The 25,739-nt window shown below is 63.7% G+C and carries 21 protein-coding genes; 7 read left to right on the top strand and 14 right to left on the bottom strand.

The window, feature by feature from the left end:
- Positions 1-39: 39 nt before the first annotated feature.
- Positions 40-735, bottom strand: coding sequence for a dienelactone hydrolase family protein (locus tag ACEN42_RS04120; protein ID WP_238288449.1), 696 nt, complete (start codon positions 733-735; stop codon positions 40-42).
- Between the two features lie 736 nt (positions 736-1,471).
- Here ACEN42_RS04120 and ACEN42_RS04115 point away from each other — a divergent pair.
- Entirely contained in the window at positions 1,472-2,893 is a 1,422-nt protein-coding gene (locus ACEN42_RS04115; RefSeq protein ID WP_371880711.1) for a hypothetical protein, read from the top strand.
- An 11-nt stretch (positions 2,894-2,904) separates the two neighbouring features.
- Here the strand turns inward: ACEN42_RS04115 and ACEN42_RS04110 are convergent, their stop codons facing one another.
- Positions 2,905-3,363: a hypothetical protein gene (locus ACEN42_RS04110; protein ID WP_371880710.1), complete on the bottom strand. Its 459-nt coding sequence runs from the start codon at positions 3,361-3,363 to the stop codon at positions 2,905-2,907.
- A 196-nt stretch (positions 3,364-3,559) separates the two neighbouring features.
- On the opposite strand from ACEN42_RS04110, the gene ACEN42_RS04105 reads away from it, so the two are divergent.
- Positions 3,560-3,853 carry a hypothetical protein gene (locus ACEN42_RS04105; RefSeq protein WP_371880709.1) on the top strand — a complete coding sequence of 98 codons (294 nt, stop codon included), beginning with the start codon at positions 3,560-3,562 and terminating at the stop codon, positions 3,851-3,853.
- 15 nt (positions 3,854-3,868) lie between these two features.
- Here ACEN42_RS04105 and ACEN42_RS04100 read toward each other — a convergent pair whose 3' ends face one another.
- The 5 genes from ACEN42_RS04100 to ACEN42_RS04080 all read right to left on the bottom strand — a co-directional run bounded on the left by ACEN42_RS04100 (position 3,869) and on the right by ACEN42_RS04080 (position 11,584).
- Positions 3,869-6,103, bottom strand: coding sequence for a polysaccharide biosynthesis tyrosine autokinase (locus tag ACEN42_RS04100; protein ID WP_371880708.1), 2,235 nt, complete (start codon positions 6,101-6,103; stop codon positions 3,869-3,871).
- Positions 6,104-6,191: 88 nt separating this feature from the next.
- Positions 6,192-7,346: a polysaccharide biosynthesis/export family protein gene (locus ACEN42_RS04095; RefSeq protein ID WP_035500925.1), complete on the bottom strand. Its 1,155-nt coding sequence runs from the start codon at positions 7,344-7,346 to the stop codon at positions 6,192-6,194.
- A gap of 50 nt (positions 7,347-7,396) precedes the next feature.
- Entirely contained in the window at positions 7,397-8,776 is a 1,380-nt protein-coding gene (locus ACEN42_RS04090; RefSeq protein ID WP_187605903.1) for an undecaprenyl-phosphate glucose phosphotransferase, read from the bottom strand.
- Between the two features lie 136 nt (positions 8,777-8,912).
- On the bottom strand, positions 8,913-10,442 hold the full coding sequence (locus ACEN42_RS04085) for a mannose-1-phosphate guanylyltransferase/mannose-6-phosphate isomerase (RefSeq protein ID WP_371880707.1): 1,530 nt from the start codon (positions 10,440-10,442) through the stop codon (positions 8,913-8,915).
- 143 nt (positions 10,443-10,585) lie between these two features.
- Complete coding sequence (locus tag ACEN42_RS04080) at positions 10,586-11,584, bottom strand: GlxA family transcriptional regulator (RefSeq protein ID WP_035500959.1); 999 nt, start codon at positions 11,582-11,584, stop codon at positions 10,586-10,588.
- A 1,107-nt stretch (positions 11,585-12,691) separates the two neighbouring features.
- Between ACEN42_RS04080 and ACEN42_RS04075 the strand changes: the two genes are divergently transcribed.
- From ACEN42_RS04075 to ACEN42_RS04060, 4 genes are all read left to right on the top strand, one after another.
- Positions 12,692-13,144 (top strand): GDP-mannose mannosyl hydrolase, encoded by a 453-nt coding sequence (locus ACEN42_RS04075; RefSeq protein WP_371880706.1) that lies wholly within the window; start codon positions 12,692-12,694, stop codon positions 13,142-13,144.
- A gap of 373 nt (positions 13,145-13,517) precedes the next feature.
- Positions 13,518-14,576, top strand: coding sequence for a GlxA family transcriptional regulator (locus tag ACEN42_RS04070; protein ID WP_371880705.1), 1,059 nt, complete (start codon positions 13,518-13,520; stop codon positions 14,574-14,576).
- Positions 14,577-14,622: 46 nt separating this feature from the next.
- Entirely contained in the window at positions 14,623-15,210 is a 588-nt protein-coding gene (locus ACEN42_RS04065; RefSeq protein WP_250483959.1) for a phosphatase PAP2 family protein, read from the top strand.
- Between the two features lie 113 nt (positions 15,211-15,323).
- The gene (locus tag ACEN42_RS04060; protein ID WP_187605907.1) at positions 15,324-16,253 is read left to right on the top strand and encodes a LysR family transcriptional regulator; all 930 of its coding nucleotides are present in this window, start codon (positions 15,324-15,326) and stop codon (positions 16,251-16,253) included.
- Here ACEN42_RS04060 and ACEN42_RS04055 read toward each other — a convergent pair.
- The 7 genes from ACEN42_RS04055 to cysC form a co-directional block, all read right to left on the bottom strand.
- On the bottom strand, positions 16,180-17,280 hold the full coding sequence (locus tag ACEN42_RS04055) for a glycosyltransferase family 9 protein (protein ID WP_371880704.1): 1,101 nt from the start codon (positions 17,278-17,280) through the stop codon (positions 16,180-16,182). The two genes, ACEN42_RS04060 and ACEN42_RS04055, sit on opposite strands and share 74 nt — an antisense overlap.
- 15 nt (positions 17,281-17,295) lie before the next feature.
- On the bottom strand, positions 17,296-19,194 hold the full coding sequence (locus ACEN42_RS04050) for a polysaccharide biosynthesis protein (RefSeq protein WP_371880703.1): 1,899 nt from the start codon (positions 19,192-19,194) through the stop codon (positions 17,296-17,298).
- Between the two features lie 12 nt (positions 19,195-19,206).
- On the bottom strand, positions 19,207-20,232 hold the full coding sequence (locus ACEN42_RS04045; RefSeq protein ID WP_371880702.1) for a glycosyltransferase family 4 protein: 1,026 nt from the start codon (positions 20,230-20,232) through the stop codon (positions 19,207-19,209).
- Between the two features lie 181 nt (positions 20,233-20,413).
- Positions 20,414-21,388 carry an NAD-dependent epimerase/dehydratase family protein gene (locus tag ACEN42_RS04040; protein ID WP_371880701.1) on the bottom strand — a complete coding sequence of 325 codons (975 nt, stop codon included), beginning with the start codon at positions 21,386-21,388 and terminating at the stop codon, positions 20,414-20,416.
- The gene (locus ACEN42_RS04035; protein ID WP_187605912.1) at positions 21,385-22,209 is read right to left on the bottom strand and encodes a glycosyltransferase family 2 protein; all 825 of its coding nucleotides are present in this window, start codon (positions 22,207-22,209) and stop codon (positions 21,385-21,387) included. Before ACEN42_RS04035 ends, ACEN42_RS04040 begins: the two co-directional genes overlap by 4 nt.
- Before the next feature lie 188 nt (positions 22,210-22,397).
- Positions 22,398-22,949 carry a sulfotransferase family 2 domain-containing protein gene (locus ACEN42_RS04030; RefSeq protein ID WP_371880700.1) on the bottom strand — a complete coding sequence of 184 codons (552 nt, stop codon included), beginning with the start codon at positions 22,947-22,949 and terminating at the stop codon, positions 22,398-22,400.
- A gap of 44 nt (positions 22,950-22,993) precedes the next feature.
- Positions 22,994-23,569 carry an adenylyl-sulfate kinase gene (gene cysC / locus ACEN42_RS04025; RefSeq protein WP_371880699.1) on the bottom strand — a complete coding sequence of 192 codons (576 nt, stop codon included), beginning with the start codon at positions 23,567-23,569 and terminating at the stop codon, positions 22,994-22,996.
- A gap of 747 nt (positions 23,570-24,316) precedes the next feature.
- Here cysC and ACEN42_RS04020 point away from each other — a divergent pair.
- Complete coding sequence (locus ACEN42_RS04020) at positions 24,317-25,738, top strand: UbiA family prenyltransferase (protein ID WP_371880698.1); 1,422 nt, start codon at positions 24,317-24,319, stop codon at positions 25,736-25,738.
- Position 25,739: the final 1 nt, after the last annotated feature.

The following is a 25,739-nucleotide window of genomic DNA, read 5'->3' as shown; positions in this document are numbered from 1 at the left end:
CCGCCCCGCTCCGGGCGGCGTTTTCGTTTGCGGCGCCGCTTACGTCAGATGCTTTTTGAAGAACTCCGCGGTGCGGCCGTTCGCCAGTTGCGCGGCAGCCGCGTCGTAGTGCGCGCCCTGGTTGCGCGCGAACGCGTGATGACAGCCGGGATATGTGAACGCCTCGACGTTCGCGTGCCCTTGCACCGCCGCGAGCACGCGACTGCGCGCGTCGGCGGGAATGAACTCGTCCTCTTCCGCGAGATGCAGCATCAGCGGCACCTTGATCTTCGGCAGTTCGGCGAGATACTGGTCGGTGCCGCCGCCGTAATAGGAAACCGATGCGTCGATATCCGTGCGCGCGGCCGTCAGGAAAGACAGCAAGCCGCCGAGACAGAATCCGACCGAACCGATCTTGCCCTGCACCTGCGAGAGTCCGCGCGCAAAGCCGATGGTCGCCGCGATGTCCTCGACGCCCGTGTTCACGTCGAACGCGTTGTAGTACTTCAGCGCCTGTTGCCACTCGGCTTCGGATTTGTCGGTCAGTTCGACGTTCGGTTCGAGTCGCCAGAACAGATCGGGGCACAGCGCGACGTAGCCCTGGCGCGCGTATTCGTCGCAGGTTTCGCGCATGTCGGCGTTGATGCCGAATATCTCCTGGATCACGACCACGGCGGGCGCGGGCGTTTGCGCGGGATAGGCGACGTAGGCGTCGAAATTGCCGTCGGGCGTGGAGATGCTGAGCCTGTCGGACATGGGAGTCTCCTGAGTGATGTCGTGAATCGAAAGCGCGCAAAGGCCCGATCGAGCGCGCGCCTGGCCGGTAATCGAAGTGTGATTCGCGTGTGTGACGATGAGACACGGGCTATCGGAGAAAGCCCCGCGCGTTGAGGACGAAGCGATCGATGCACGAAGCGCAACGCGGCCTGCCTTGCGGCAGGAACCTATTTGATACGCGAAAATCGGCGCGCGCGCCAGCTTTGAATCGCGCGGATTCGGCGTGCGGAGAACGGGCCACTCGTCCCTGCGATGATCGCGAGTCCCCGGATGAAATCGAATCGTATCGATCGATCGGGTTCCTGCATGCGTGTTGCGCCGAACAGGCCCATGCCGTTTCCCTTCTGCGAGGGTCGTTTGTTGTCGAGTGGCTCGCGCGGCGGAACCGCGCGTCCTCGTGGGCCTGCTTACCCCGAAACCGGGTTACCTCGTATCGGCACGTGCACGCACATCGCACGTATTGAGTGGTCTCACGCCGGAACATGTCGCTTCCGGCCATTCAATCTTCGGTCCGCAAATCGGGGACGATCCGCCAGAATCCCGTGCTTTGCGGACAGGGGCGCGCGATGAAGAAACGCGCTCAACGATGCGTGGTGCGGCGCACATGCGCGTCCGTCGTTTCACGCCGAAGACTAGGCGCCTGACGCCGCCGCAACGGCGCGCGATAAAAGCCGCTGATATATTCGACGCAAAAAATGGGGTTCCCGGGGTCGTCATGCGCAACAAGTTCGCCGTCATCTGGATATGGCTTTGCCTGCTTCCGCTCGCATTCGACTTCAAGGGCGTGGAGGCGGCCAGCAGGACGGTCGATATTCTGCTCACCGTGACCTCGATGGGCGCCGCCTGCGCGATTCTGCTGATCGCGCCGCGCTTTGCGCGCCGTTCGCGCATGCGCACGCTCGTCACCTCGCTCTTTCTGCTCACGATCTTCGGCAGCGTCGCCACGCAATTGCTGCAAGGCAACGACGCGGGCAACTACGCGCGCGTGATCCTGCCGTTCCTGCTGATGCTGCTCGGCTATTTCGTCGGCTGCCGTCCGTGGGATGCGCAGCGTCTCGAACAGATCGAGCGCGCGATGATCGGCTCGCTGATCGCATCGATCGTGTTCGGCGTCGGCTTCGACATGGCGATGTCCGAAGGAACCGGGAACATGAGCATGCATGTCATTCCGGTCACGTTCCTCTGTCTGCAAGGGCTGCTGCTGCACGAGTTCGTCTTCGCGCAGCGCATCGCGAAGCTCGCCGCGCTGCTCTTTCTCGCGACGATCGTCGTGGAGATCGTCTGCGCCACGCCCAGCCTGCTCGTGGGCACGGTGCTGCTCATCGCTTACGCGACGTGGCTCGCCGCGCCTTCGATCCGGCCTTTCTTCACCGCCGGCCTGCGCGCGGTCGCGATACTGACGCTGCTCGGCGCAATGGCGGCCGCAACGGCCACGTTCTTCCCGACCGTCGCCCAGCAGTTCATGCAGCACATGTCGTTCGCGAAGGACGTGCCAGCCGCACGCGATCCGGTCACGATCGCGCGTCTCGCGGAAATGAAGGATCAGGTCGATCAGACGACATCCTCGACGCTCTCGACGATGGTCGGCATGGGATACGGACACGACTACCGCTATTCGCCGTCTTACTTGCCCGATCTCGCGGGCATGATCAGCGAGAAGGATTTCTACGCGATCAGAATCTGGGCGGCCGGCCACGATTTCTGGGTCTATCAGTTCTTCGCGGGCGGCGTGCTGTTCGGCCTCGCGCTGCCGCTCGCCGTGCTGTGGGCGCTCTGGCGCGGCTCGATAGCCTATCGCGCGTGGCGGCATCGCGCGCCCGATGCGCCGCATCTGTCCGTGCTCGGACGCGCGCTCTTCGTGCTCGCGGCGCTACCCGCGACGTCGATCGGCGGCAATCCGCTCGGCGACCGCTTCTCGGGCGTCGTGTTTGGCGTCGCGCTCGGACTCGTCGTCGCGTCGTACGCGCGCATCGCGCACGTCATGCAGATGCGCGCCGCCGAAGCGGCCGGGTATGAGCCGCCGCAGAGACCGCCGTGGTTTGGCACGCCGCCCGACATACGCCCGCAGGACGAACCGTTACCGGAAATCCTGCCGGCGAATCCGTCGCGCGCGCCCGGCTCGCTGCCCGCGCAATAGCGCGGTCAGGTTCACTGCGCGGGAAGGTGCGCCCTCAGATACTGCGCGAAGCCGTTCTGCACGGAGATGATTTTCGTCGCGCAGTCGTTGAAATCGGAGCCGCGCGCGCGTTCATCGCCGTACATGTCCTTGCATTGGGCGAAGAGCGAGATCGTCGCGCCGTTGCCGTTCGCGATGCGCGTCGCCGAAAACACCGGCTTGCCGGAATCCGATGGCATATCGGTTTCGATGGCGGCATCGTCGGCGCGGGTCAGGCGTTCCTTCGAATTCTGCGCGACGTAGGTTTTCGTCAGCTTCCAGGCCGCATCGCATTGCGCGGCGTCGCGGCACGAGACGGTCGCGTTGCGTTGCGCGTCGTCGAGCGTCTGCTGCGAGAGCAAGAACGTGCGTTCCTTCTGCTGCTCCTTCTCGGCGGACGAGCAGGCGGTGAGGACAACCGAAGCGAGTGCGATAGCGATGAGCTTTTTCACGGACGGACAGCCTAAAAACCAGGTCGGACGGCGATTATAACGACGCCCGCTTTCGTCGCGCGTAAAACTCGGCTGCATCCGGTGAATGGCCGCTCGTGCATGGTTTTTGGCGTCGGCGGCCGGCAGCGCGCAATATCCTGTGTTCATGCGTGCGCGACTCGCCGTCAGCGCATCCGACAAGCCCGGAGGAGACATCATGAAACATGCGCTAGGCACGGCGCTTTTGGCGCTGGCGATGACCGCGCTCGCGCCCTCGGTTGCCCATGCCGACGATGCATCGCCGACAGACAAGCTGCTCGCGCAGCAGAACGGTTATGTGGGGAATCCCGCGGGCGGCGCGCGGCTGCGTCCGAGCGGACACAAGGCCGACGCCAAGTCGATGATGATGCCGAAGAGCGCGGCGGCGGCGCTCTATCCGGCGCCGCCGGGCCTGAACCCACCGGCGCCGACCGCGGCGCGCTCGCGCGACATCTACAAGTCGCCGTATTGAAGCGCGCCGGAGGCTTTACTCCGCGATGCTTTCGTAGCCGTAATAGCCGGCGTACGTGCTGCCCATCAGCACCTTCGATTGCGGAACATCGGTGAGCAGCACGCCTTTCATGTGCACGCCGCCGTGATACAGGCGCTTCATCGTTTCGCCGATCTCCTGCACCTGGTTCTTGCCGTGCCGCACGACGAGCAGGCTCGTGCCCGCGTGCCGGCCGATCACCGTCGCATCGGTCACGGCGAGCACCGGCGGCGTATCGATGACCACGAGATCGTAATGCTGCTTCAGCTCGGCGAGAATTTCACCGAGACGGTCGCTCGCGAGAAGCTCCGCCGGATGAGACGGCAGCGCGCCCTTCGGAATCAGATCGACGCCGGGCAGCACGTCGTGCAGGATCGTGCTCATCACGTCGGCGCCCATCAGCACATCGGAGAGACCGGGCGAATGGCGCACGCCGAAGTGCGAGTGAATGTCGCCGCGGCGCATATCGGCGTCGATCAATAGCACGCGCTTTCTCGTCGAGGCGACGAGCGTCGCGAGATTCGCCGAGAGGAACGACTTGCCCGCCTCCGGACGCGAGCCGGTCAGCATCACGACGTTGTTGCGCGCATCGGAAAGCTGCAGTTGCAAGGAGGTGCGCAGGCCGCGAATGCCTTCGACAGCCGCATCTTCCGGCGCCTGCGCGGCGAGCACGTGCAGCCCTTCGCGGCGCATCCCGACCTGCCGTTGCAAACGAAGCTGCTGCGTGCTGCGCGGCACGATCGCGAAGACGCGCGTGCCCAGTTGCCGCTCGATGTCTTCCGGACGCTCGACGCCGCCATACAGCGCCTTGCGAATGAACGCGACGATGATGCCGAGCACGAGTCCGATGCCCGCCGAGATCAGGATCACGAGCGCACGCTTCGGACGCACGGGATCGTCGGCGGCCTGCGCGAGATCGACGATGCGCACGTTGCTCACCTGCCCCGCCTTCGCGATGCGCAGTTGCTGCGTGCTGTTCAGCAGGTTCGTGTAGAGCTCGGTGCTCGACCGCACGTCGCGCATGTAGCGCAGCGCGGTCTGCTCGGTATCGGGCAGCGTCGACACGTTCTTGCCGAGGCGCGTTTGCGCGACGGTGAGCGCGGCGATCTGCGCATCGAGCGCCTGCACCGAAGGATGATTCGCCGTGAAGCGCAGCGAGAGTTCGGCGCGCTGTTGCTGCAAATCCGTGAGCTTCGTCTTGTTATCGACGACCTGTTGCAGCAGAAGGCGGCTTTCTTCGGAGAGATCGACCGAGCCCTGCTTGTTGCGGAACGCGCTGTAGCGCTGCTCGGCTTCGTCGAGCTGCTTCTTCACAACCGGCAGTTGCTGCTCCAGAAACGCGAGCGTGTGTTCGGCTTCGGCCGATCGCTTCTGCGTGTCCTGCTGCACATAGCGGTTCGCAATGTTATTGACGATCGCCGCGATTTCCTTCGGATTACTACCTTCCAGAGATACGCCGATGATGCCCGACTGCAATGCCGTCTCCGCCACGGTGAGGCGCTTTTGCAAACGATCGATGGTCGTGAGCGTCGAGAAGCGTTGCAGGTCGAACTGCACGCCCGGCTTGCTCGTGAGTTTGTCGACCTTGAGCGTGATGAGACCTTGTGGCGTCATGCCGGACGCTTCCTGCCCGACGTGGCCGGTGAGAATGCCGAGACCGTCCGGGTCCTGCAGCACGTATGCGCCATGCTCGCCCGCGACGAGCGTGAACTTCCTGTCGTAGAGCGCCTTCGGCGTGTCGAAGAGCGGCACGTCGATCTCTTCGCCGCCCCATGCGAAACGCGACAGATAGCCCGGCGGCACCGGCCTGTTCAGCATCGAGAACACGTTGCCGACGAGCTTGCCGACGACCGGAAAAGAACGCGGCGACGCGCTGATGTCGAGATGCAGACGCCGCACCGTATCGTCGATGACGAGGCGCGAACGCAGAAGCTCGATCTGCGCGGCGGTCACGGACTTCGTGTCGGTGAGTTGCGGCGCGACCGCCTGCACCGCTTCGGCGCTGGCGTTCGTTTTGGCGTTGTTGCCGCTGGCTTCGTCCACCTGGATCATCGCGTCCGCCTTGTAGGTCGGCGGCGCAAGGTAGGCGTAGGCGGTTCCGAGCGCGACCACGGCGAGCGTGACGAGCGTCACGAGCTTCCAGTTGCGCATCACCGCGGCCAGATAATCGGACAGCCGCAATTCGTCGGCTGTCGATATGTCCGTATACCGCGTGTCAAAGTTCATGGCCATGATCTCGCTCGCTTGTATTTTTTGAGTCGAACAATGATGCTCCGGCGCGCCCCCGCGCGCGCCGGTCAAACGCCTGCGGTCAAAGCATTTACTTCGTCAGCACGGCCGCCGTCAGACCCGCGTTGATCGCCGGCAAGAGCAGGTTCAACACGCGCGAGAAGCGGACGAGCCCGCTGTTGTCCACGTAGACGACGTCATGCGGCTGCAGCTCGAAGTTGTTCGCGAGCAGCATGGACACCGGCGAGAGCGCGTCGAGCTTGTAGACCTCCGGCTGGTCCGTCGCGCCGTTGCGGATCACGTACAGCTCGCGCGGGTTCGACGTTTCCGGGTTGAAGCTGCCCGCCTGCGAGATCGCGTCCGACAACGTGAGCTTGCCGTTGCGCATCGGGATCACGGTGGCGGGCTTGGTCACTTCGCCCATCACGTAGACGCCGTTCTCGTCGCGCGAATCGACACGCAGCGCATCGCCCGGGCGAAGCATGATGTCCGACGGGCTGCGGCCCTTCGCCGTCATGCCGGCCATGTTGATGTTGTACGTGACGCCGTCGCGGATCAGCGTGACGCGGCTCTGGTCCGCCGTCGTCGCGAAGCCGCCCGCGCGGCCGATCGCCTCGGTGAGCGTCATCGGAATGTCGTTGATCTGCTGCGAGCCCGGCGTGCGCACGTCGCCGTCGATATACACCTGCGACGCACGGAACGACGCGACGCGCACCGTCACCTGCGGCTTCACGAAGACCTTCGAAAGCTGCGTGTACAGCTCGCGCTGAACCTGCGTCTCGGTCTTGCCCGCGACATGCAGCGAACCCGGCACATACGGGAACTGCAGATTGCCGTCCGCATCGACGACGAAGCCAGGCGCGGCATCCGAAGTGCGCGTCTGATTCGCGGGCTGGCCGAGCGCCGCGACGAGTTCCGGGTGATCCCACACCGTGATCTGCAGCACGTCGCCGACGCCCAGCTTGTACGGCGCAGGCTTGCCGTAGAGCGATGCGTTCGGATCGGTCGCCGCGGAAGGCTGCGCGGTGCGCATCTTCTTCACGAGCGCGGCATCGATCGTGGTGATCGGAATGTTGGTCGTGGTGGCCGGATCGCCTTGATCGTTCGACGTCTCGACGAGCTGCGCCGGCTTTTCCATGTGCATGCCCGGCGAGAGCCCGCAACCCGTCAGGATCACGGAGATGGAAGCTGCCGCAGCCAGGCTCGTGAGGCGGAAGATACGCGACACGTTGGTGTTGGCGGCCATGGAGTTGGTGCCCGGTTGTTGTTGGTTGTGCATAATGGTCGTCCCCTGCTTCAGTAAGCGTTGGTGTGGCGTAGTCCCTTGAAGATCGTTGCGGCGATGATTCTCATATCGAGTCCGAACGACCAGTTACCCAGGTAGTACAAATCGTGAGCGACGCGTCCTTCCATCTTTTCGATCCGATCCGTTTCTCCACGAAAACCGTTGACCTGGGCCCAGCCGGTGATGCCTGGCTTGATCCGGTAACGATGGATATACCCCGATACGACCTTCTGATACAGGTCGTCATGTTCGAGCGCGTGTGGACGCGGGCCCACGACCGACATGTCGCCACGCAGAACGTTGAAGAACTGCGGTAGCTCATCGAGGCTGGTGCGGCGCAGGAACGCCCCGACACGGGTCACGCGCGGATCGTCGCGCGTGGCCTGGCGGAGCACTCCGGCCTGTTCCGTGTGCATGCGCATCGAACGGAACTTGTAGATGGTGAAGACGCGGCCATCCGCGCCCTTGCGGTTTTGCCGGAAGAGCACGGGCCCGCGCGAAGTCAGTTTGATCGCGAGCGCGATGCAGATCAGCGCGGGCGAGACGGCGATGATCGCGCCAAGCGCGAACACGCGGTCGAAGAGTTCCTTCTGCAACTGCGCGGATGCCGACAGCGGCGACGCGACGAGATTGATCGCGGGCTGGCCGAGCAGATCGGTCACGCCGCTTTCGAAGAGCGCGAGGCTGCGCACGTCGGGGATGAAGCGCACGTTGAGCAGATCGTCGCGGAATTCGTTCACGAAGCGCAGGATCGTGGGCTCTTCGGAAAGCGGCAGCGCGAGCCAGACCTCGTGCACGTTCTGCGTGCGCACGAAGCTCACGAAGTCGTCGAAGTCGTCGTACACCGGCACGCGCGTGTTGAGCCGCGCCTTGCCCGGCGCCGCGTTGAATGCCGCGCGCATGCGAAAGCCCGTGTCCTGCGAGCGCTCGATCTTGCGCAGGATCGCATCGCAATGCCTGCCGCTGCCGACGATCGCCACCTGCTGAAGGTTCAGGCCGGCGTTGCGCATGTGCGCGAGGATCGCGTGCGTGATGAGGCGCCCGGCGATCATGAGGCCGCCGGACATCGCGGTCCAGTAAGCAAACCAGAGGCGCGACACGTAGTCGAGGCGATGCAGCGAGAACATCAGCGCGAGCGCGCAGCCCTGCACGACGAGCCAGCCGAGCGAGACCTGACAGGCGAGCTGGAGCTTGCTGCGGCCACGCCAAGACTGGTAGACGCCGAAGCCAGGAAAAAGGGCGAGCGAAAACGCCGCCGCGAACGCGACGAACGCCATCGAATAGGTGTGAGCCTCGATGTACTCGAACCTGATTTGCGACGCCACTGCCGCGCCGCCGACGATCATCACGACGTCGAACAGGCGCGCGAGCAATCCCTGTAAATCGCGCATGTTTTTTTCCCCGGAACGCAATCAGCCCTTTACCGCCCGCCTCAGTCTCCTCCTCGCCTTAGCCCGTCTTTTCGAATGAAAGCCGTTGCAAAGAAGTCAGTTGCCTCAAACCGTGATGCCCTTGCCCTTCGAGCGCTCAGTGGCGTCCGTAGGTGTCGTCGAAGCGCACGATGTCGTCTTCGCCGAGATAGCTCCCCGACTGCACTTCAATGATCTCGAGCGGCACCTTGCCCGGGTTCTCCAGACGATGCCGCACGCCGAGCGGAATGAACGTCGATTCGTTCTCCGAGAGCAGAAACTGCTCTTCGCCGCGCGTGACGAGCGCCGTGCCGCACACGACGACCCAGTGCTCCGCGCGATGGTGATGCATCTGCAACGACAGCTTCGAGCCCGGCGACACCACGATGCGTTTCACCTGAAAGCGCTCGCCGTGCTCGATCGAATCGTAGAAGCCCCACGGACGGCGCACCTTGCGATGCGTGTCCGCTTCGGGCGCATGCTGCTCGCGAATGCGCGCGACGAGTCCCTTGATGTCCTGCACGCGCGACCGGTCCGCGACGAGCACGGCGTCGTCCGTCTCGACGACGATCACGTTGGTCGTGCCCACGCACGCGACGAGGCGTCCGCCTTCGGAGCGCGCATAGCTCGACGTCGCGCCTTCGAACACGACACGGCCGCTCGCGACGTTGCCCGACTCGTCCTTGTCCATCGCGTCCCACACGGCGTCCCACGAGCCGAGATCCGACCAGCCCGCGACGAGCGGCACGACGACGCCGTCGCACGGCTTGCTCGGCGTGCCGATGTGTTCCATCACGGCATAGTCGATCGAGTCGGACGGCGCGCGGCCGAATTGCGCAGCGTGCGGCCGGAAGAACTTGCCGTCGTCCTCGCCTTCCTGCGTGGCGGCCGAGCAGGCCGCGTGCATGTCGGCGTTGAGCTTCTTGAGCGACGCGAGCCACACGCTCGCACGCACGATGAAGATGCCGCTGTTCCACCAGTACGTGCCCGCCGCGACGTATTGCGCGGCGAGTTCCGCCGCGGGCTTTTCGACGAAGCGATCGATCCTGTGCGCGCCGTCGTCGAGCGCGTCGCCCAGACGGATGTAGCCGAAGCCGGTGTCGGGGCGCGTCGGCGGAATGCCGAGCGTCGCGATCACGCCGCGCTCCGCATGCTCCGCCGCGATCGCGATGGCGCGATGCAGCGCGGGAATGTCCGCGATGGAGTGATCGGCGGGCATCGCGACCATGATCGCGTCCTCGCCGTCCTTGACCGCGGCGAGCGCCGCCAGCGTGAGCGCGGGCGCGGTGTCGCGGCGCGCCGGCTCGACGATGATGCGTGCATCGACGCCGCTCTCGCGCGTCTGCTCTTCCGTCGTGAAACGATGCTCCTCGCCGCACACGATGATCGGCTCGCCGTCCACCTTGAAGTCGCCCGCGAAGCCTTTCAGCCGCGCAACCGTAGCCTGCAACAACGAGTCATGCCCGATGACACCGATCAATTGCTTCGGGAACTGTTCACGCGACATCGGCCACAGGCGGGTGCCCGAGCCGCCGGCGAGGATCACAGGGACGAGGCGGCGGCACGGCCCGGCCACCTTGGCCGGGCCTGCCTCCACACCTGCTGCTCCCTGCTCCACCCCACCTTTCGTGCGTGCTTCATTCGTCATAGAGGACTCCTGCCTGCAAATTCATTCGAACGACAATGCCGTCCGGGAAATGATCAAATGCCGAACCGATCGGGTCCGGCCAAAGGTCCGACGCTTTTCGCCATAGTCGGCGTCAGAGCGGCCCACGTCACACTCCACGCGGGTCAGCCGTTCGCCTCGCGTCTGCTCTGCATCCGGTACTCCGTCGGAGAGATCAGAAGACGCTTGCGGAAAATCTTCGCGAGCCTGTCGCCGTTACCCATGCCGCTTCTGCGCGCGATCTTGTCGACCGGCAATTCCGAATCCGTCAGAAGCGCGCAGGTCACGGCGAGGCGCGCCTGCAACAAATAATCGGATGGCGTGATGCCCATCTCGATCTTGAAGCGGCGCAAAAAGTTGCGCTCGCTCATCGCGGCCACCTGCGCCGCATCGACGACCGAAATCGGCCGTTCACAGTTGTCCTGCAACCAGCGCGCCGCCGCGCGGATCTTGTCGCCCGCGGACGCCGCGCCGCTGTCGCCGAGAATCGACACGAGCTTCGCGGCGGAGCCGGGCATCAGACGCTCGGCCACGCTGCGCGACACGTCGATGCCCAGATCGCGCTTCACGATCAGGAGCGCGCCCTTCATGGACTCGTAGCGGTCGCCCGCGTCGCCCTGCTGCTCGTCGCGCACGAGATGCATCGCGTTGTTGAAGCGCGCCTGCGAGTCCTGCGCCTGGCCGATGCCCGCGGCGTCGAGCACCTTGCGGCCCTCGGAAATCGCGCGCACGACCGTGGTCTTCGACTGCACGCGGCGCAGCCATTCGATGATGCGATCGTCCTTCGCGGCGTCGTCGGCGCCGCGGCCGCCCGCGACGAAGAGCGCGTCGAAGCCGCCGTAGTGGCGCGCGTCCAGTCCGTCCGTCCACACGCGCACCGACGACGAGCACGCCACGTTGCCGCCCTCGACGGACAGGAAACGCACGTCGTAGCTGCAGTCCGGCCGCGACTTCGCCGACGCGAACTCGTTCGCCATGTGGAAGACCTCCGCGACGATCCCCGCGCCGAGCAGGGAAAAACCGTCGAACAGCAAAATCGCGATCTGGCGGACCTCGGTCGGCGAGGCTTTCGTCGCGGGAGGCGTCCAACCCATGACGGCGGGTTCTAAAGTGGCGTAAGGCATGGTCATCCTCTGCAGCTTTGCTTCCTGGAAGGCGCGGAAGAGTTTCTCGGCCATTGCGGCGCACCAATTGACTTTCCCGAACTTCGCCGGGTTGCCGTGACCGATTGGAACGAAGTGTTGGCGGAATCGATCCGCTGGCTTGAATAATAAGCAGACAATCTTTTTTGTGCTCTAGATTTTCGCGCTTAAACCACAGAATCTGTTCCGCTGTGAGGGTGAGCGCACATTGATATCGCTCCCCAGATTCTGGAATGCCGTTTTCAAAGCATGTATTACGGGAAATGAATTTGTCATACAAACTTTACCGGACGGGCTTAGCGCAATTCGATTACGGTGCCGCCAGATCGGACATTCGCGTGGCCGCACCGCCCCGAGTGACGGCCCTGTGCGGGTCGCCGCGCACTTCGGCGGCCATGTCGGATCAAAGAAATTGATTCAGATTTGAAACATCGAGTGGACGAAAAAGCGGACGTTCGTACCGTGTGAATCGGAAAATTTTGGGTTTGCCGTTACATTTGGGAACCGGATGTAATAGATATTTCAGCCGCCTATTTAAAAGTCCGATTGGATTGGCAGTTGAATGGCGCTGATTTTCCATTAATCGCATATCAGGTAATCGAGCCATTTTAAATCTACCCTTTCGATTTTTATTCAAGAGCATAATGCGGTGTTTTCAAAAGAGGCTCGATGCTGTGCCGCAATATGCGAATGGCGGCGTCGAACCCGCGTGCGCGCGGGACCAGGGGACTGTCCCGGTCCGCCATCGGCTAGTCTTTTTGCGGCGGCGCACGCTGTGACACTATTTGTTGAATCGTCCAATCAAACTTTTTCATTCTTCGGTCGAATGCCGCCCAATTCGCGCGCACGTTCGCAATTCGCGCGGCGACGATTTCGACTCGACGAACGGGCTTGCGGATCGGTCAGGTTTGCCGCTTATGGAAATACCTGTGATGGCGGAACTCGTCAGCCTTGCTTGTTTCACTCTTGAGAATCGATGTTCGCCGTCTTCGGACGAAGCACATCGGCGCGTGCGCATGCGCACGGTCATGCGATGACGCAGGCAGCATCGTTTGCGTTGCGCACGACGACGGCTAACACGGAGCAACGATGCTGAGCAACGCGGACTTCCTGACGGTGGTGCGGCTTACGCCGCTCGTGGCGATCGATCTGATCGTCACCGACGGCAACCGGCGCATTCTCCTGGGACATCGGCGCAACCGGCCGGCGCAAGGCACGTGGTTCGTGCCGGGCGGGCGCATCACCAAGAACGAAACGCTCGACGCCGCGTTCAGGCGCATCGTCCATAACGAGCTCGGCGTCGCGAGCGCGCAGCGTTCGGCCTCGCGTTTGTTCGGCGTGTACGAGCATCTGTATGACGACACCTTCGCGGGCGCCGACGAAATCGGCACGCATTACATCGTGCTCGCCTACACGATGACGCTGAGCGGCAAAGTGCCGATCGGCCGCTTCGATCAGCACAGCGACTATCGATGGCTCCTGCCCGACGACTTGCTCGCGCTCGATGACGTGCACGAGTACACGAAAGCCTACTTCCGCTGATCCGGATCGAAAGCGCGCGCTGAAGGACAAACGGCGCGCATTGCTGCGCGCCGCCCGCCCTACCGCCAAGAACCATCGATCATCTACTGCTTCCCTTGATAACGGTACGCGAGCGTCCGTTCTTGAGCGCGCGATGCTGCAAATCGCGCCGCCCGATTTAGTCAGACGACAGGCCGACTGCGAGCCTCTTCCCCGCGTACCGAGATCATCTGCCAACAGTTCGTCAATTTCGGACTCGGGGCGCGGCGACCGTTAGGCGCCGCGTATAGTGCGACCCATGTAAGCTCACTTTCCCGTTACTTACGTTCCTTCATGGACCGGGCCCGGGCAAGGCGTGACAGCGCCGGCTCCAGTCCGCACCGGAGAGAAGTCGATGGTGTACGCCAATGGTACGGGCAGGCTTCAGGTCGTGCGCGGCGTCGCGCCCGACGCGCCGCCCGCCGATATGGCCAGCGCGGAGAAGCGGATCGGCATTCTGATCTTCGAGGACTTTTCGCTCGTCGAAGTCAGTTCGATCTCCGAGGTCTTCTCGGTCGCGAATCAGGTTCACATGCCCGCCGATGCCGGCCAGCACGCCGAAGCGCCGAACTATTCGCTGCGGTTTTTATCGAGTGAAGGCGGCAGCGTGGCGAGCAGTTGCTCGATGCGCATCTGGACAGAAGGTCTCGAAACGCGCTGGACGAACGAATGCGACGCGCTCTTCATCGCGGGCGGCGTCGGGGCCCGGCATGCGCGCAACGACGTCGTGCTGAAAAAACGGCTCGGCCGCGTGGCGCCGAAGATTCCGTTCATCAAGGCGATCGGCGAAGGCGCGCACATTCTCGCCGCCGCCAATCTCACCGTGCAGAACCGCTCGCTCGATTTCACCGGAGAGTCCGGGCATCGCGCACTTCCGTCGGCGTTGTCGAACCCGCTTTTCATCGCCGAGCACACGCTCACCCTCGACGATCCGAAAGGGCCGATCGCGGCGGCGCTTTCGATCATCAAGCGCGATCACGGCGCCGCGCTCGCGCGTGAAGTCTCGGAGCGCTCGATCCCGGGCGCATGGCAAAAACTCTCCACCGTTCTCGACGATACCGAAGCCGGCGGCGTGCGCCAGAAGATCGATGCGGCCGCGCGCTGGATTCGCGAGAACTACGTGCGGCCGATCTCGATCACCGACGCCGCACGCGTCGCCGCGATGAGCGAGCGCAATTTCCTGCGCCGCTTCAAGGCGCAGATCGGGCTCACGCCATCGGAATATCTGCTGCGCGCGCGCCTCGATGCGAGCTGCATGTTGCTTGCCGCGACCGATCTGCCAGTCGACAAGATCGCGCGGCGTTGCGGCGCGGGCAGCGGCGACGGCCTCGCGAAGATCTTCCGCAAACGGCTGTCGATATCGCCGACCGAATACCGGCTGGCCGGCCGCCGCAAACTGGGCGACGGTTCGTAGCGCTTTCGATCGAGCCCGCGAGCCAGCCTGCCTATAACGGATACGCATGGAATCAAAAGTCCTCTGGACACTTTCGAACCTCGGTGACGCGGCTTTCTTGCTCCCGCTCGCCCTCGTCTGCACGCTGTGGCTGCGCACCGTGGACGCGCGTCTCGCGTTGCGCTGGGCGATCCTGCTCGCGATCGGCATGGGGCTCGTCGGTCTCTCGAAGATTCTCTACGCCGGCTGCGGCCTCGAAATCGCCGCGATCCAGTTGCGCATGATCAGCGGCCACACGATGCTCGCCGCATCGATCTATACGGTCGCGGGCGGACTGCTGCTCGGCGGCTTCGGCGGCGGCTGGTATCGATGGGGCGCGGCGGGCGGGCTCGCGCTCGCGGCGGCGATCGGCGCGAGCCGCATCATGCAGGACGCGCACACGCCCGCCGAAGTCGTCGCGGGCTGGGTGCTCGGCGCGATTATCGCCACGCTCTTCCTCGTGCGCGTTTTCGATCAGCCGCGCAAGATGCCGCGCGCGCTCGTCGCGGGTTGCGGGCTGCTTGCCGTGTCGTCGATCGCCTACGGCCATCACGCGCCGTTTCAACGCATGATCGAACACTACTCGGGGTGGCTCTGCCAGGGGCTCGGGATCTGATCTCATCGCCTGTCCGGTCGAGGCGATCCCAAGTATGATCGTCGCTTGAAAACTCACGCTCTCCTTTCGCGCGCGCCCTTGCCGGCGCGCGATCACGTTTCCGGAACCCGAGCATGGACCGCTTTCTTGCAATGAAAGTCTTCGCGCGGGTCGTCGAGGCGGGCAGTTTCTCCAAAGCCGCCGACGCCCTGCGCCTGCCGCCCGCGAGCGTCTCGCGCACGCTGCAGGCGCTCGAAGCGCATCTCGGCGCGCGCCTCATCAACCGCACGACGCGCAGCATCAGCATCACCGAGGACGGCGAAGCCTATTACGAGCGCTGCGTGCGCGTGCTGGGCGAAGTGGACGACATGGAAGCGTCGCTCTCGCATTCGAAGCTCAGTCCCAAGGGCAACGTCAAAGTAAGCCTGCCGACGGTGATGGCGAAGAACACGATCATTCCCGCGCTGCCGGAATTCTTCGCGGCGTATCCGGATATCGGCGTCGAGTTGCTGCTCACGGACCGGCAAGTCGATCTCGTCGAGGAAGCGGTCGATTGCGTCGTGCGCGTGGGCGCGGTCGGCGATGTCGGGCTGGTCGCGAAACGCGTCGGCGCTTATACGCAGATCACGTGCGCGTCGCCGGGATACATCGAAAAGCACGGCGAGCCGGTGTCGCTCGATGACCTCGAGGAGCACCTCGCCGTCGGCTATGTGCTCAACAACTCGGGCCGCGTGCGCAACTGGGAATTCGTCGTCGATGGCGAAACGCGCATCGTCGCGATGAAGCACAAGATCGCCGTGAACGATGGCGACTCGTACATCGCCGCAGGCGTGACGGGACTCGGCCTGATCCAGAGTTCGAGCTATACGCTCGATCCGCTCATCAGGAGCGGCGCGCTCAGGGAAGTGCTGAAAGAGTATCCGTCGTATCCGCGTGTGGTGTCGGTGCTCTATGCGTCGAATCGACATCAGCCGCGCCGCGTGCGCGTGTTCATCGACTGGGTCGCGGAGCTGTATGGGCGGCTGCCGTCGTTTCAGGTGAGCGGCAAGCCGAACTCGAACTGAGCGATGCGTCGCGCGCGAACGGCATCGCGCGCCAGTCGTAGTCGCGATACGCGCGTTCGAGCGCGTCCAGGTCGGCGGGCCGCGCGCTCGCGTGAATGCCTTGCAGATGCGGCAAGGCGAATTCGACCGCGACGCAGTTGGCGTAATCCCGCGCGCGCATGAAGGCGGGAATCGTCGTGAAGAACGCGGTCGTCGGAACGTCGAAGCCAGCCGCGATGTGCAGCGCCGCCGAATCCGCCGTGACCAGATAGCGCGCGTGTCCGATCCACGCGAGGAAATCGTCCGTGTCGCGTGAAAGCGGCGCGATATCGCGATAGCGCGGATGATCCACCGCGCCGAAGCCCAGCACCGGCAAGCCGGTTTCGTCCGCGAGCCGCGCGACGATGCGTGCGCGCACCGATGTTGGAATGCTGCGCACTGGCGTGCTCGCGTCCGGACAGAAGAGCGCGTAGCGCTCGCTTTCGATGGCTCTCAGCGGCACATCGGCAAGCCACCGATTGCGCTTGTCGCTGGCGGCGATGTTCTCGGGCGCGACACCCATCGCCCACAGGAAGAAATCGATCATCGGCATCGAAGCGAAGCGCGGCCAGAAAAGCTGATTGCCGATATCGATCCTGAGCTCGTTTGCAGGCAGGCTCACGAGCGGCACGGGCAGATCGACGATATCGCCGAAACCCGGCGCGGCGAGCGCGTAGAGACGCTGCACGTAGCGCGGCGCGCGCGCCGGACGATAGATCGTGAACCGGAGATGCGGATGACGGCGCTTCACCGCGAAGAGCGCCGATAGCCCGATGACGGAATCGCCGAGCGTGACGCCGAATGCGTTGACGAGATGCACGCGGCGCGCACGCGCATAGTCCGCATCGAAGGCTTCTCGGTCCGCGTTCAGGATATCGGCGGGCAAGGCAGAGAAACCGGATGCGTCGGCGTGCGAGACTTCTAGATCGTACGGCGCGACGATCTCACCGCCCGGCGACAACAGCGAGCCCGCGTGGGTCAGCGCATGAACATCGTCGAGCGTCGTCATGCGTGACCGTGCGCGTCAGCCCGCCGCGCCGCGCTCGCGCGCCGTCTGCACGGCCGTGACGCTTTGCAGGACGGGCAGCGTCGCCGTCTGATACTCCGGCACCCAGCGGCGCAGGTCGCGGCGCACTTCCTCGTCGGAGAGCACGCGATGCTGCATCAGCCAGGGCAGCAACGCGTCGATGAAATCGTTCGGCACGCCACGCGCCTGCGCGATGCGCAGTTTCGGATGCGGCGTGCGCGTGGTGGTTTCGTCGTCGGCGAGTAGTTCCTCGTAGAGCTTCTCGCCGGGACGCAGGCCCGTGAACACGATGCGGATCTGCTCTTCCGAGAAACCGTAGAGACGAATCAGGTCGCGCGCCAGATCGACGATCTTCACGGGCTGGCCCATGTCGAGAATGAAGATTTCGCCGCCGCGCCCCATGCTCGACGCCTGCAACACGAGCTGCGCGGCTTCCGGAATCGTCATGAAGAAGCGCGTGATTTCCGGATGCGTGACCGTCACCGGGCCGCCTTTCGAGATCTGCTGCTGGAACTTCGGAATCACGCTGCCCGCGCTGCCGAGCACGTTGCCGAAGCGCACCGTCTCGAACTGCGTGCGCGGCGCGGATTGCTGCAGCGCCTGACACGTCATTTCGGCGAGACGCTTGCTCGCGCCCATCACGTTGGTCGGGTTGACGGCCTTGTCGGTGGAGATCAGCACGAAGTGGCGCACGTCGTGGCGCATCGCCGCGCGCGCGACGCGCAGCGTGCCGAGCACGTTGTTGCGCACCGCCTGCCACGCGTTCTGCTCTTCCATCAGCGGTACGTGCTTGTACGCGGCCGCGTGGAAAACGATGTGGGGCGTGAAGCGCGCCATCGTCTGATCGAGCAGCAGCGAGTCCTTCGCGTCGCCGACGACCGGAATCACCGAGCATTCCGGAAAACGCTCGTGCAGTTCCTCGATGAGGCGATACATCGCGTACTCGGAAAGATCATAGGCGACCAGTTGCGCGGGCGAGAAACGCAGAATCTGACGGCACAGTTCCGAGCCGATCGAACCGCCCGCGCCCGTCACCATCACGACGCGTCCGTGCAACAGTTGCTCGACGTGCGGCATGTCGATCTTCACCGGCTCGCGGCCGAGCAGGTCTTCGAGGTCGATCTGCCGCACGCGCGACAGGAAGTTGCCCTCGCCCGCCGTGAGCTGGCTGAGCGCGGGCAGCACCATCACCTTGACCCCGGCGCGCACGCACAACGTGGCGACGCGCCGCTGTTCCTCGACCGACGCCGACGGAATCGCGATGATCACGTAATCCGTCTTGAACTGCTCGGCGAAGCGTGGCAGCTCGCTGAACGAACCGAGCACCTTGTGGCCGAGCACTTCGCGTCCGCGCTTGGCGGGATCGTCGTCGAGCAGGCCGACCAGGCGCCATTCGCTGGAACGCGCCAGCTCGCGCGCGAGCATCGCGCCCGCCGTGCCCGCGCCGAGCACGATCACCGGCTTGCCCTGCCCGACGAGGCCGCCGTACAGATAGAACTCCTTGCCCGCGCGATAGAGCGCGCGCGCGCCGCCCATCGACAGGAAGAGCAGCAGCGGCGAAACGATGAGCACGGAGCGGGGAATGATCGGAATCGGCTGCGACATCACCGCGCCCACCATCACGACGAGCGCGCCCACGATGATGGACTTGGAGATGCGCATCAGATCGGGCAGGCTCGCGAACACCCACATGCCGCGATACAGGCCGAAGACGCGGAACACGATGGCGTAGACCGGCACGACCCAGACGAGCGCGGCGAGCGCGCCCTGGCGGAAGTCATGGGGAATCGCGCCGTTGAAGCGCAACAGATAAGCGATGAGCCAGGATCCGACGACGGCCACGAGATCGAAGCCGAACGCCCCCGCCGATAGCCATGTAGCTTTTATTCGATTCATCAGCTTGGACCCTCAAGATTGTCCGGAATGGCGGGCCTCATGACGCCGCCAATGCGCGTCGACCACCGCGCCCGCTGCCACAACCACGACTGCCCAGCCCGCAACTGCCGCCCACTGCCCAGCAAAGGAAAACCGAAGCGCCCAGTTTGCGAGCATTATGCCCGCCAGCATGAGCAGATACCACGTGATTGCGGTGCGCGCATGCCCCAATCCGAGGCGCACCATGCGCTGATAGTAATGCTCCCGGTGGGCCTGCCAAAATTTTTCGCCGCGCGCGAGGCGGCGCAACAGCGTGACCGTGGCGTCCGCGATGAACGGCGAAAACACGAGCGCCGGAAACCAGACCGGCCATGCGCCTCGTTGCCAGCCCCAAAACCCGAGCGCGCCGGCGAGAAACCCTAACGGAATAGACCCGGCATCGCCCAGAAAAATCCGGGCCGGATGGAAATTGAGGGTCAGGAATCCGGCCGCCGCGCCTGCGATAGCGAGGCTCGCGAGGCCGAGATCGGCTTGCGGCGCGGGTCCGGCGAGCGCCGCGAGCGCGTAGCCGCCGAAGCCGAACAGCGCCATGCCGCCCGCGAGTCCGTCCGAGCCGTCCATGAAGTTGTAGAGATTCACCAGCCACAGCATCAGAAAGCCGACGAGCGCGAGCGCCCACCACGGCACGTCCGCCGGATGCACGACGATGACGAGCGCCACCGCGACGATGTGCGCCGCGAACCGCACGCGCGCGGGCAGCCCGCGGCGATCGTCGATTTGCGATACGGCGGCGAGAAAGACGGCGCAGGCGGCGATCAGCCACATCGACGGCGCCGCGACGATGAGCGCGACCACGGCGACCGGCACGATGCCCCAGCCGCCGACGCGCGGCGTGGGCCGTTCGTGCAACGAGCGTTCGTTGGGGATATCGGTGGCGAGCCGCCACGCGAGGCCGGTACGAATGAGCGTCCGCAGAATCAGCGCGCACGCGGCGAAGGCCAATACCGCCACCGCCATCGCGGCCAGCAGCGGCGAAGCTTCAAAATACGAATGCAGCATGCAATGTTATTGAGTTATCGACCCCGAAGCATACGCGAACGACCGCCGGGTTTTAGTTTTAAATATATGAAAAATAAGGAAAATCGCCTCGACGATATCTGTCAGGCGTCTTGCAATGCCTGCGTCGAAGCAGCGCGTATTTTAACGTTCGCGGCTGGCCTTTTCGGCGGCGCGGGACCGGTTATCGCCCGCGCGTCGAACGAAACCACGCGGCCGTGGCGGCCAGGCCTTCGTCGAGCGTTTGCGGCGCGTTCCAGCCGAGCGTGTCGCGGATGCGGCGCGAGTCGACCCGCAGGCTGCCGGTCAGCCGATCGATCTGCGCGGTCTTGCCGGCGACGCGCGCGACGCCGCGCAAGAGTCCGGCCGGCACCGGCACGAGCCGCGCGGGCTTGCCGAGATGCTCGCCGAGCTTGCGGGCGAGTTCGGCGACGCTCGGATCGTAGCCGTCGGTCACATGGAACAGGCGGCCCGCGGCGGCCGGATTGAGCGCGCATTCGATGCTCGCGCTCGCCAGATTGTCGACGGAGACGAGACTGCGACGCGCATCGATCGCGCCGAGCGGCAACGGCATGCCGCGTGCGATCGCGCGCATCATCGCGAGGAAGTTGGCGCGCACGCCGGGACCGTAGACGAGCGGCGGCCGCACGATCGCGACCTCCAGTCCCGTGCGGGTGCCGAATTCGAGCAGCGTCACTTCGGCTTCCGCCTTCGAGACGCCGTAGGCATCGGGCGGATTGCGCTCGTCGTCCTCGGTGAACGGGCGGCCCGAATCGCATTCGCCGAGCGCCTTGATGCTGCTCATCAGGACGAAACGCGTGACGCCGGCGCGCCGTGCGGCTTCGGCGGCGGCGAGCGTGCCGTCGACGTTGGTCGCGCGGTACGCGTTCAGCAGCGCCTCAGCGTCCTTATGCGCGGCGTCGGTCATCACATGGACGCGCGCGGCGAGGTGAATCACCGCATCGCAGCCAGCGAACGCGTCGGGCGCGATCGATTCGAGGCCGTCGATATGGCGGATATCGACGCCCGGCTCGCACTGCGCGTCATGCCGCACGAGTCCTGTCGCGCCGATGCCGCGCGCGAGCAGCCCACGGCTCACCGCACGGCCGACGAAGCCGTTGGCGCCGGTGATCGCGATACGTCGGCCGGTATCGCTCACAGCCACTTCCAGCCGAAGCGGTTGAAAAACCGGTACGCCGACGTGACGAAGAGCTTGATGTGCACGGAGCCCTTCTTCGCCGCGCCGCCGCCGTGATGCAGGATGCGCACCGACGGCACATAGGCGATGCGTGCGACGCGGCGCGTGCGCAGGCTCAGGTCGTAGTCCTCGAAATAGAGGAAATAGCGCGGATCGAAGCCGCCGAGCGATTCAAGCACGTCGGTGCGAAAGAGCATGAAGCAGCCGCTCACGATCGGCGGATCCCACACGATGTTCGTCTCGCCGATGACATCGCGCATCTCGTAGCGCGCGAGGCGTCCCGCGAACGGTTTGCGCAGCGCGGACGGCAGGAAGCCGCGCACGAAGAGATCGAGCACTGTGGGATAACGGCGGCAGAGAAACTGCTGACGGCCGTCGTCACCGCCGATCCACGGTGCGAGCAGGCCCGTCTCGGGCGAGTCGCGCAGGAAGGCGAGCGCGCGGCGCAGGCCGTCCGCGTTGAGCTCGACGTCGGGGTTCAGAATCAGGTGATAGCGGCTGTTGGCGCGCGCAATCGCGAGATTGTGGCCGCGCCCGTAGCCGACGTTCCCGTGCCCTTTCAGCACCACGGTGTCGAATTCGGCATCGGACGGGGTCGGCAGATCGGCGAGTTCGCCTGGATTGCCGTTGTCGATCAGATACAGACACGGGCGCCCGGCGACGTCGTGCAACTGCGCGAGCGCACTTTCGAGCGTTTCGATGGTGCGTGCGAGCAGCGCGGTATCGGGCCGGTAGACGACGATGGAGATGCTGAGGGTGATCGGTGATGCGTTCGCGTTCATCGGACAGAGGGGGTGTCCGCGCCACGAAAGGAAAACGGACCGCATCGACGAGTGGAAGACGCCAAGATTGTGCTCAATGTGGGGGCTTTCGGCAACCGCGCGGCTCTCGCAATCGCGCGTCGGCACGTCCGGGATGCGAAGGTGCGCGCCTCCCGGTCATCACTTGCCGCTTACTATTTGCGCAAACCTTATTCCACGGCGATGCTCGACCGCTTGTGGGAGTCGCCGACTTGGTCGCTGTATCGGGGTCGATCGAAATCGTCTCGATAATTTGTGCGGACCAGATCGATGGTTTCGTCGTCGTAGTAAGACGAAATCAGCTCGCCGGCGTCGGTTCTGTGCTCGTCGACGTTCTCTAGAAACGACAGAATCTCCAGACTGATCTCCGAGAAGATTATAGGCAGATCGGCGCTCAACGTCTCGAAACTGCCGACGAGATCGTAGTCCATCGGATAAATGCTCAGATGCGGATATTGAGGACGCCAGTGGCCGTTCATCGATTCGACAGGCTGCGCGCGAACCCGCCGCAGAAAGTCCACGAAAGTGACGACATCGTCGGGCGCGACATCGGCAACACCCGACTCCGCCATGAACGCTCGTCGGCGATTCAGACTCGCGGCGATCTTGTCCCGATAGGCGGACAGCACGCGCGTGAACGGGTTGCGAATCAGGCAGAATACTCGGCGCGAGTGCCCGATGAACTGACGGAGTTCGTCATCGTTCGCCGGCCAGCGAAGCAACGACTGATTCCGGTCATGAACGTTGAGGGTATCTGGCAAAGAGGCTACGGGCGGTTTTGAACGAATCCGGACGTGCCGAGCACTTCGATTAGTTTGTTCACTGAAGCCTCGATACTGAGCGAACTCGTGTTCAGAATCAGTTCGGGATTGAGCGGCTCTTCGTAGAGTGACGACACACCGGTGAAGTTCGGGATTTCTCCTCGTCGCGCGCGAGCATAGAGTCCTTTGCGATCACGCCGCTCGCAGGTGGAGAGAGGAGAGTTGACGAATACTTCGATAAATCCTTCGCCTATGATTTTGCGAGCGTTGGCACGCTGGGCAAACGTCGGGGAAATCAGCGCCACGATCACGATGAACCCTTGTTGCTTGAACAACTCGGCGACGTGCGCGATTCGACGCACGTTTTCATCGCGATCTTCGACCGTGTATCCCAGATCGGAATTGAGCCCGCCGCGCATCAGGTCTCCGTCCAGAATGATCGAATGCTCCTGAATGCTATCGAGCCATCTGAATAACGCATTGGCGAGGGTCGACTTGCCGGCGCCGGAAAGCCCGGTCATCCAGATAACCGCGCCGTTTCGCGAAGGGTCGGGCGTGCTTGCAATCTTTTGAATCGTCATTCGCTATTGCGCTCCCCATCAGCTTGCTTTAGCCCGTCGAACGAAGCGCGACTTGCTTTCAGCATCGTGTGATGTCCGGTTTCACTCAGCGATCCCGTGTCCAAATGAACTGTAGCCCATTACCAAGATTCAGCATCGCGTGCCTCGATCGCCGCGCCCGGAACACGCGCAGCCTTTACGCGGTCGGCCATTACGATGGGAATATTGCGCACGCGGCGTGCCGTATCGACAAAAGACCGTGAGCACAACAAATCAGTGTGATATCGGGGAAACCTTGAATGCGGGATCCACATTGGACGAGTTTAAATAATATCGACCGGCATCGCTATAGGTCAAGCAAGAAACTTGGCACTACATTTAGCCCCGATACGTATTCGATTTGACCCGATTACCGGAAAAGCCAGTCGAAGCTCGAAATAACTAAGCTCGACGCGGATAGCCAGTCCAATTATTAACGAATGTTACCAAAGCGCGGAAAGGCGAAAAATCCGCGATTCCGATTTAACTTCTGATCCACGCCGTGTCGCTTCGACTACGGAGCGTGGCAATGACGGTGAGCGCGTGATTCTACGCACGCGCCGCGTCTAACGGCTAGATACGCGAAGCGCGCGAAAGGCGGCAGCGGACGTTTCAGCTTGTGTTAAATTTCGTCACCTAGTAGAGTGTCGTGCCCTGTCGGAACGGCCCCTGACTTCATTTCGGTCCAAAAGCGGGCGATCCGCAGCGGGCTGACTGACCATATCCCGGATGAGCAAGCCCATTGTCGTCGATCTCGACGGTACGCTGATTTACTCAGACATCCTCGTCGAAAGCGGGTTCGCGTTCCTGCGATCGTTTCCGCAGAAGTTCTACAAGCCACTGCAATGGCTATCGAGCGGCGGCAAACCCGCGCTGAAGTCGCGCCTTGCCGAACACGTAAGCATCGACGTCACGACCCTGCCGTACAACGCGCAAGTCATCAACTGGCTGCGCGAAATGCGCGCTGCGGGCCGCACGATCGCGCTCGCAACGGCGAGTCATGAGGCCTTTGCGCGAAGTATTGCCGAGCATCTCGGCATCTTCGATCGCGTGTTCGCGACCGATGAGCACGTCAATCTCTCTTCGCATCGTAAGCGCGATCGGCTCGTCGAAGCGTATGGCGAGAAGGGTTTCGACTATGTCGGCAATTCGCGCGACGACATCGCTGTCTGGGCCGCCGCCGATCGCGCGTACGTGGTCAATCCGCATGCAGGCGTCGTGCGCGCGGCGTCGAAACACGACAACATCGAACAGGTCTTCGAGAATCGCCAGCCGACGCTCAGGGTCTGGGCGAAGTCGCTGCGTCTGCATCAGTGGCTCAAGAACTTGTTGATCTTCGTGCCATTGCTTGCGGGCCACAAGCTTGGCTCACCCGCGATAGTCGGCCTGTCCGTGCTTGCGTTCTTTGCGTTCGGGCTGTGCGCGTCGAGCGTTTATCTGCTCAATGACCTGCTCGACCTGGAAGACGACCGCCATCATCCAGTCAAGCGCAACCGTCCGCTCGCAGCCGGCACGATGCCACTGCTATGGGGAATGGCGCTCTGCCCCTTGTTGCTTATCGCCGCGTTCGGGATAGCGCTTGCGTTTCTGCCGTGGCGCTTCAACGCGGTGCTGCTCGGTTACTACGTATTGACGCTTGCGTATTCGCTTGCGCTCAAGCGTCATGTGATGGTCGATGTCGTTACGCTCGCCGCGCTCTATACGACGCGCATCATCGCGGGCGCCGCGGCGATAAGCGTGCATCTGACGTTCTGGCTGCTCGCCTTCTCGATGTTCTTCTTTCTGAGTCTCGCGCTCGTCAAGCGCTATACAGAGCTGCACGCGACGCTCAGAGCCGGGCGCGAAAAGACGCGCGGGCGCGGATATCTGTCGAGCGATCTCTCAGTGGTGTCGTCGCTCGGCACTGCCTCCGGCTATATCTCTGTGCTCGTACTCGCGATGTATATCCAGGACGAGCGCACGACGGCGCTGTATCGGCATCCGCAGTACATCTGGATCGCATGCCCGGTGATGCTTTACTGGATCAGCCGAGCGTGGGTCATCGCGCACCGCGGCGAAATGAACGACGATCCCATCGTGTTCGCGGCGCGCGATCGCATGAGCCTGCTCGTCGTCGCGCTGTGCGGCGTCGCGTTCTGGCTCGCGATCTGAC

This window comes from Caballeronia sp. S22, assembly GCF_964261745.1.
In the GTDB taxonomy this organism is placed as follows: Bacteria; Pseudomonadota; Gammaproteobacteria; order Burkholderiales; family Burkholderiaceae; genus Caballeronia; species Caballeronia jiangsuensis.
Note: the sequence above shows the minus strand (reverse complement) of the source record. Positions and strands in the feature narration are given on the sequence as shown.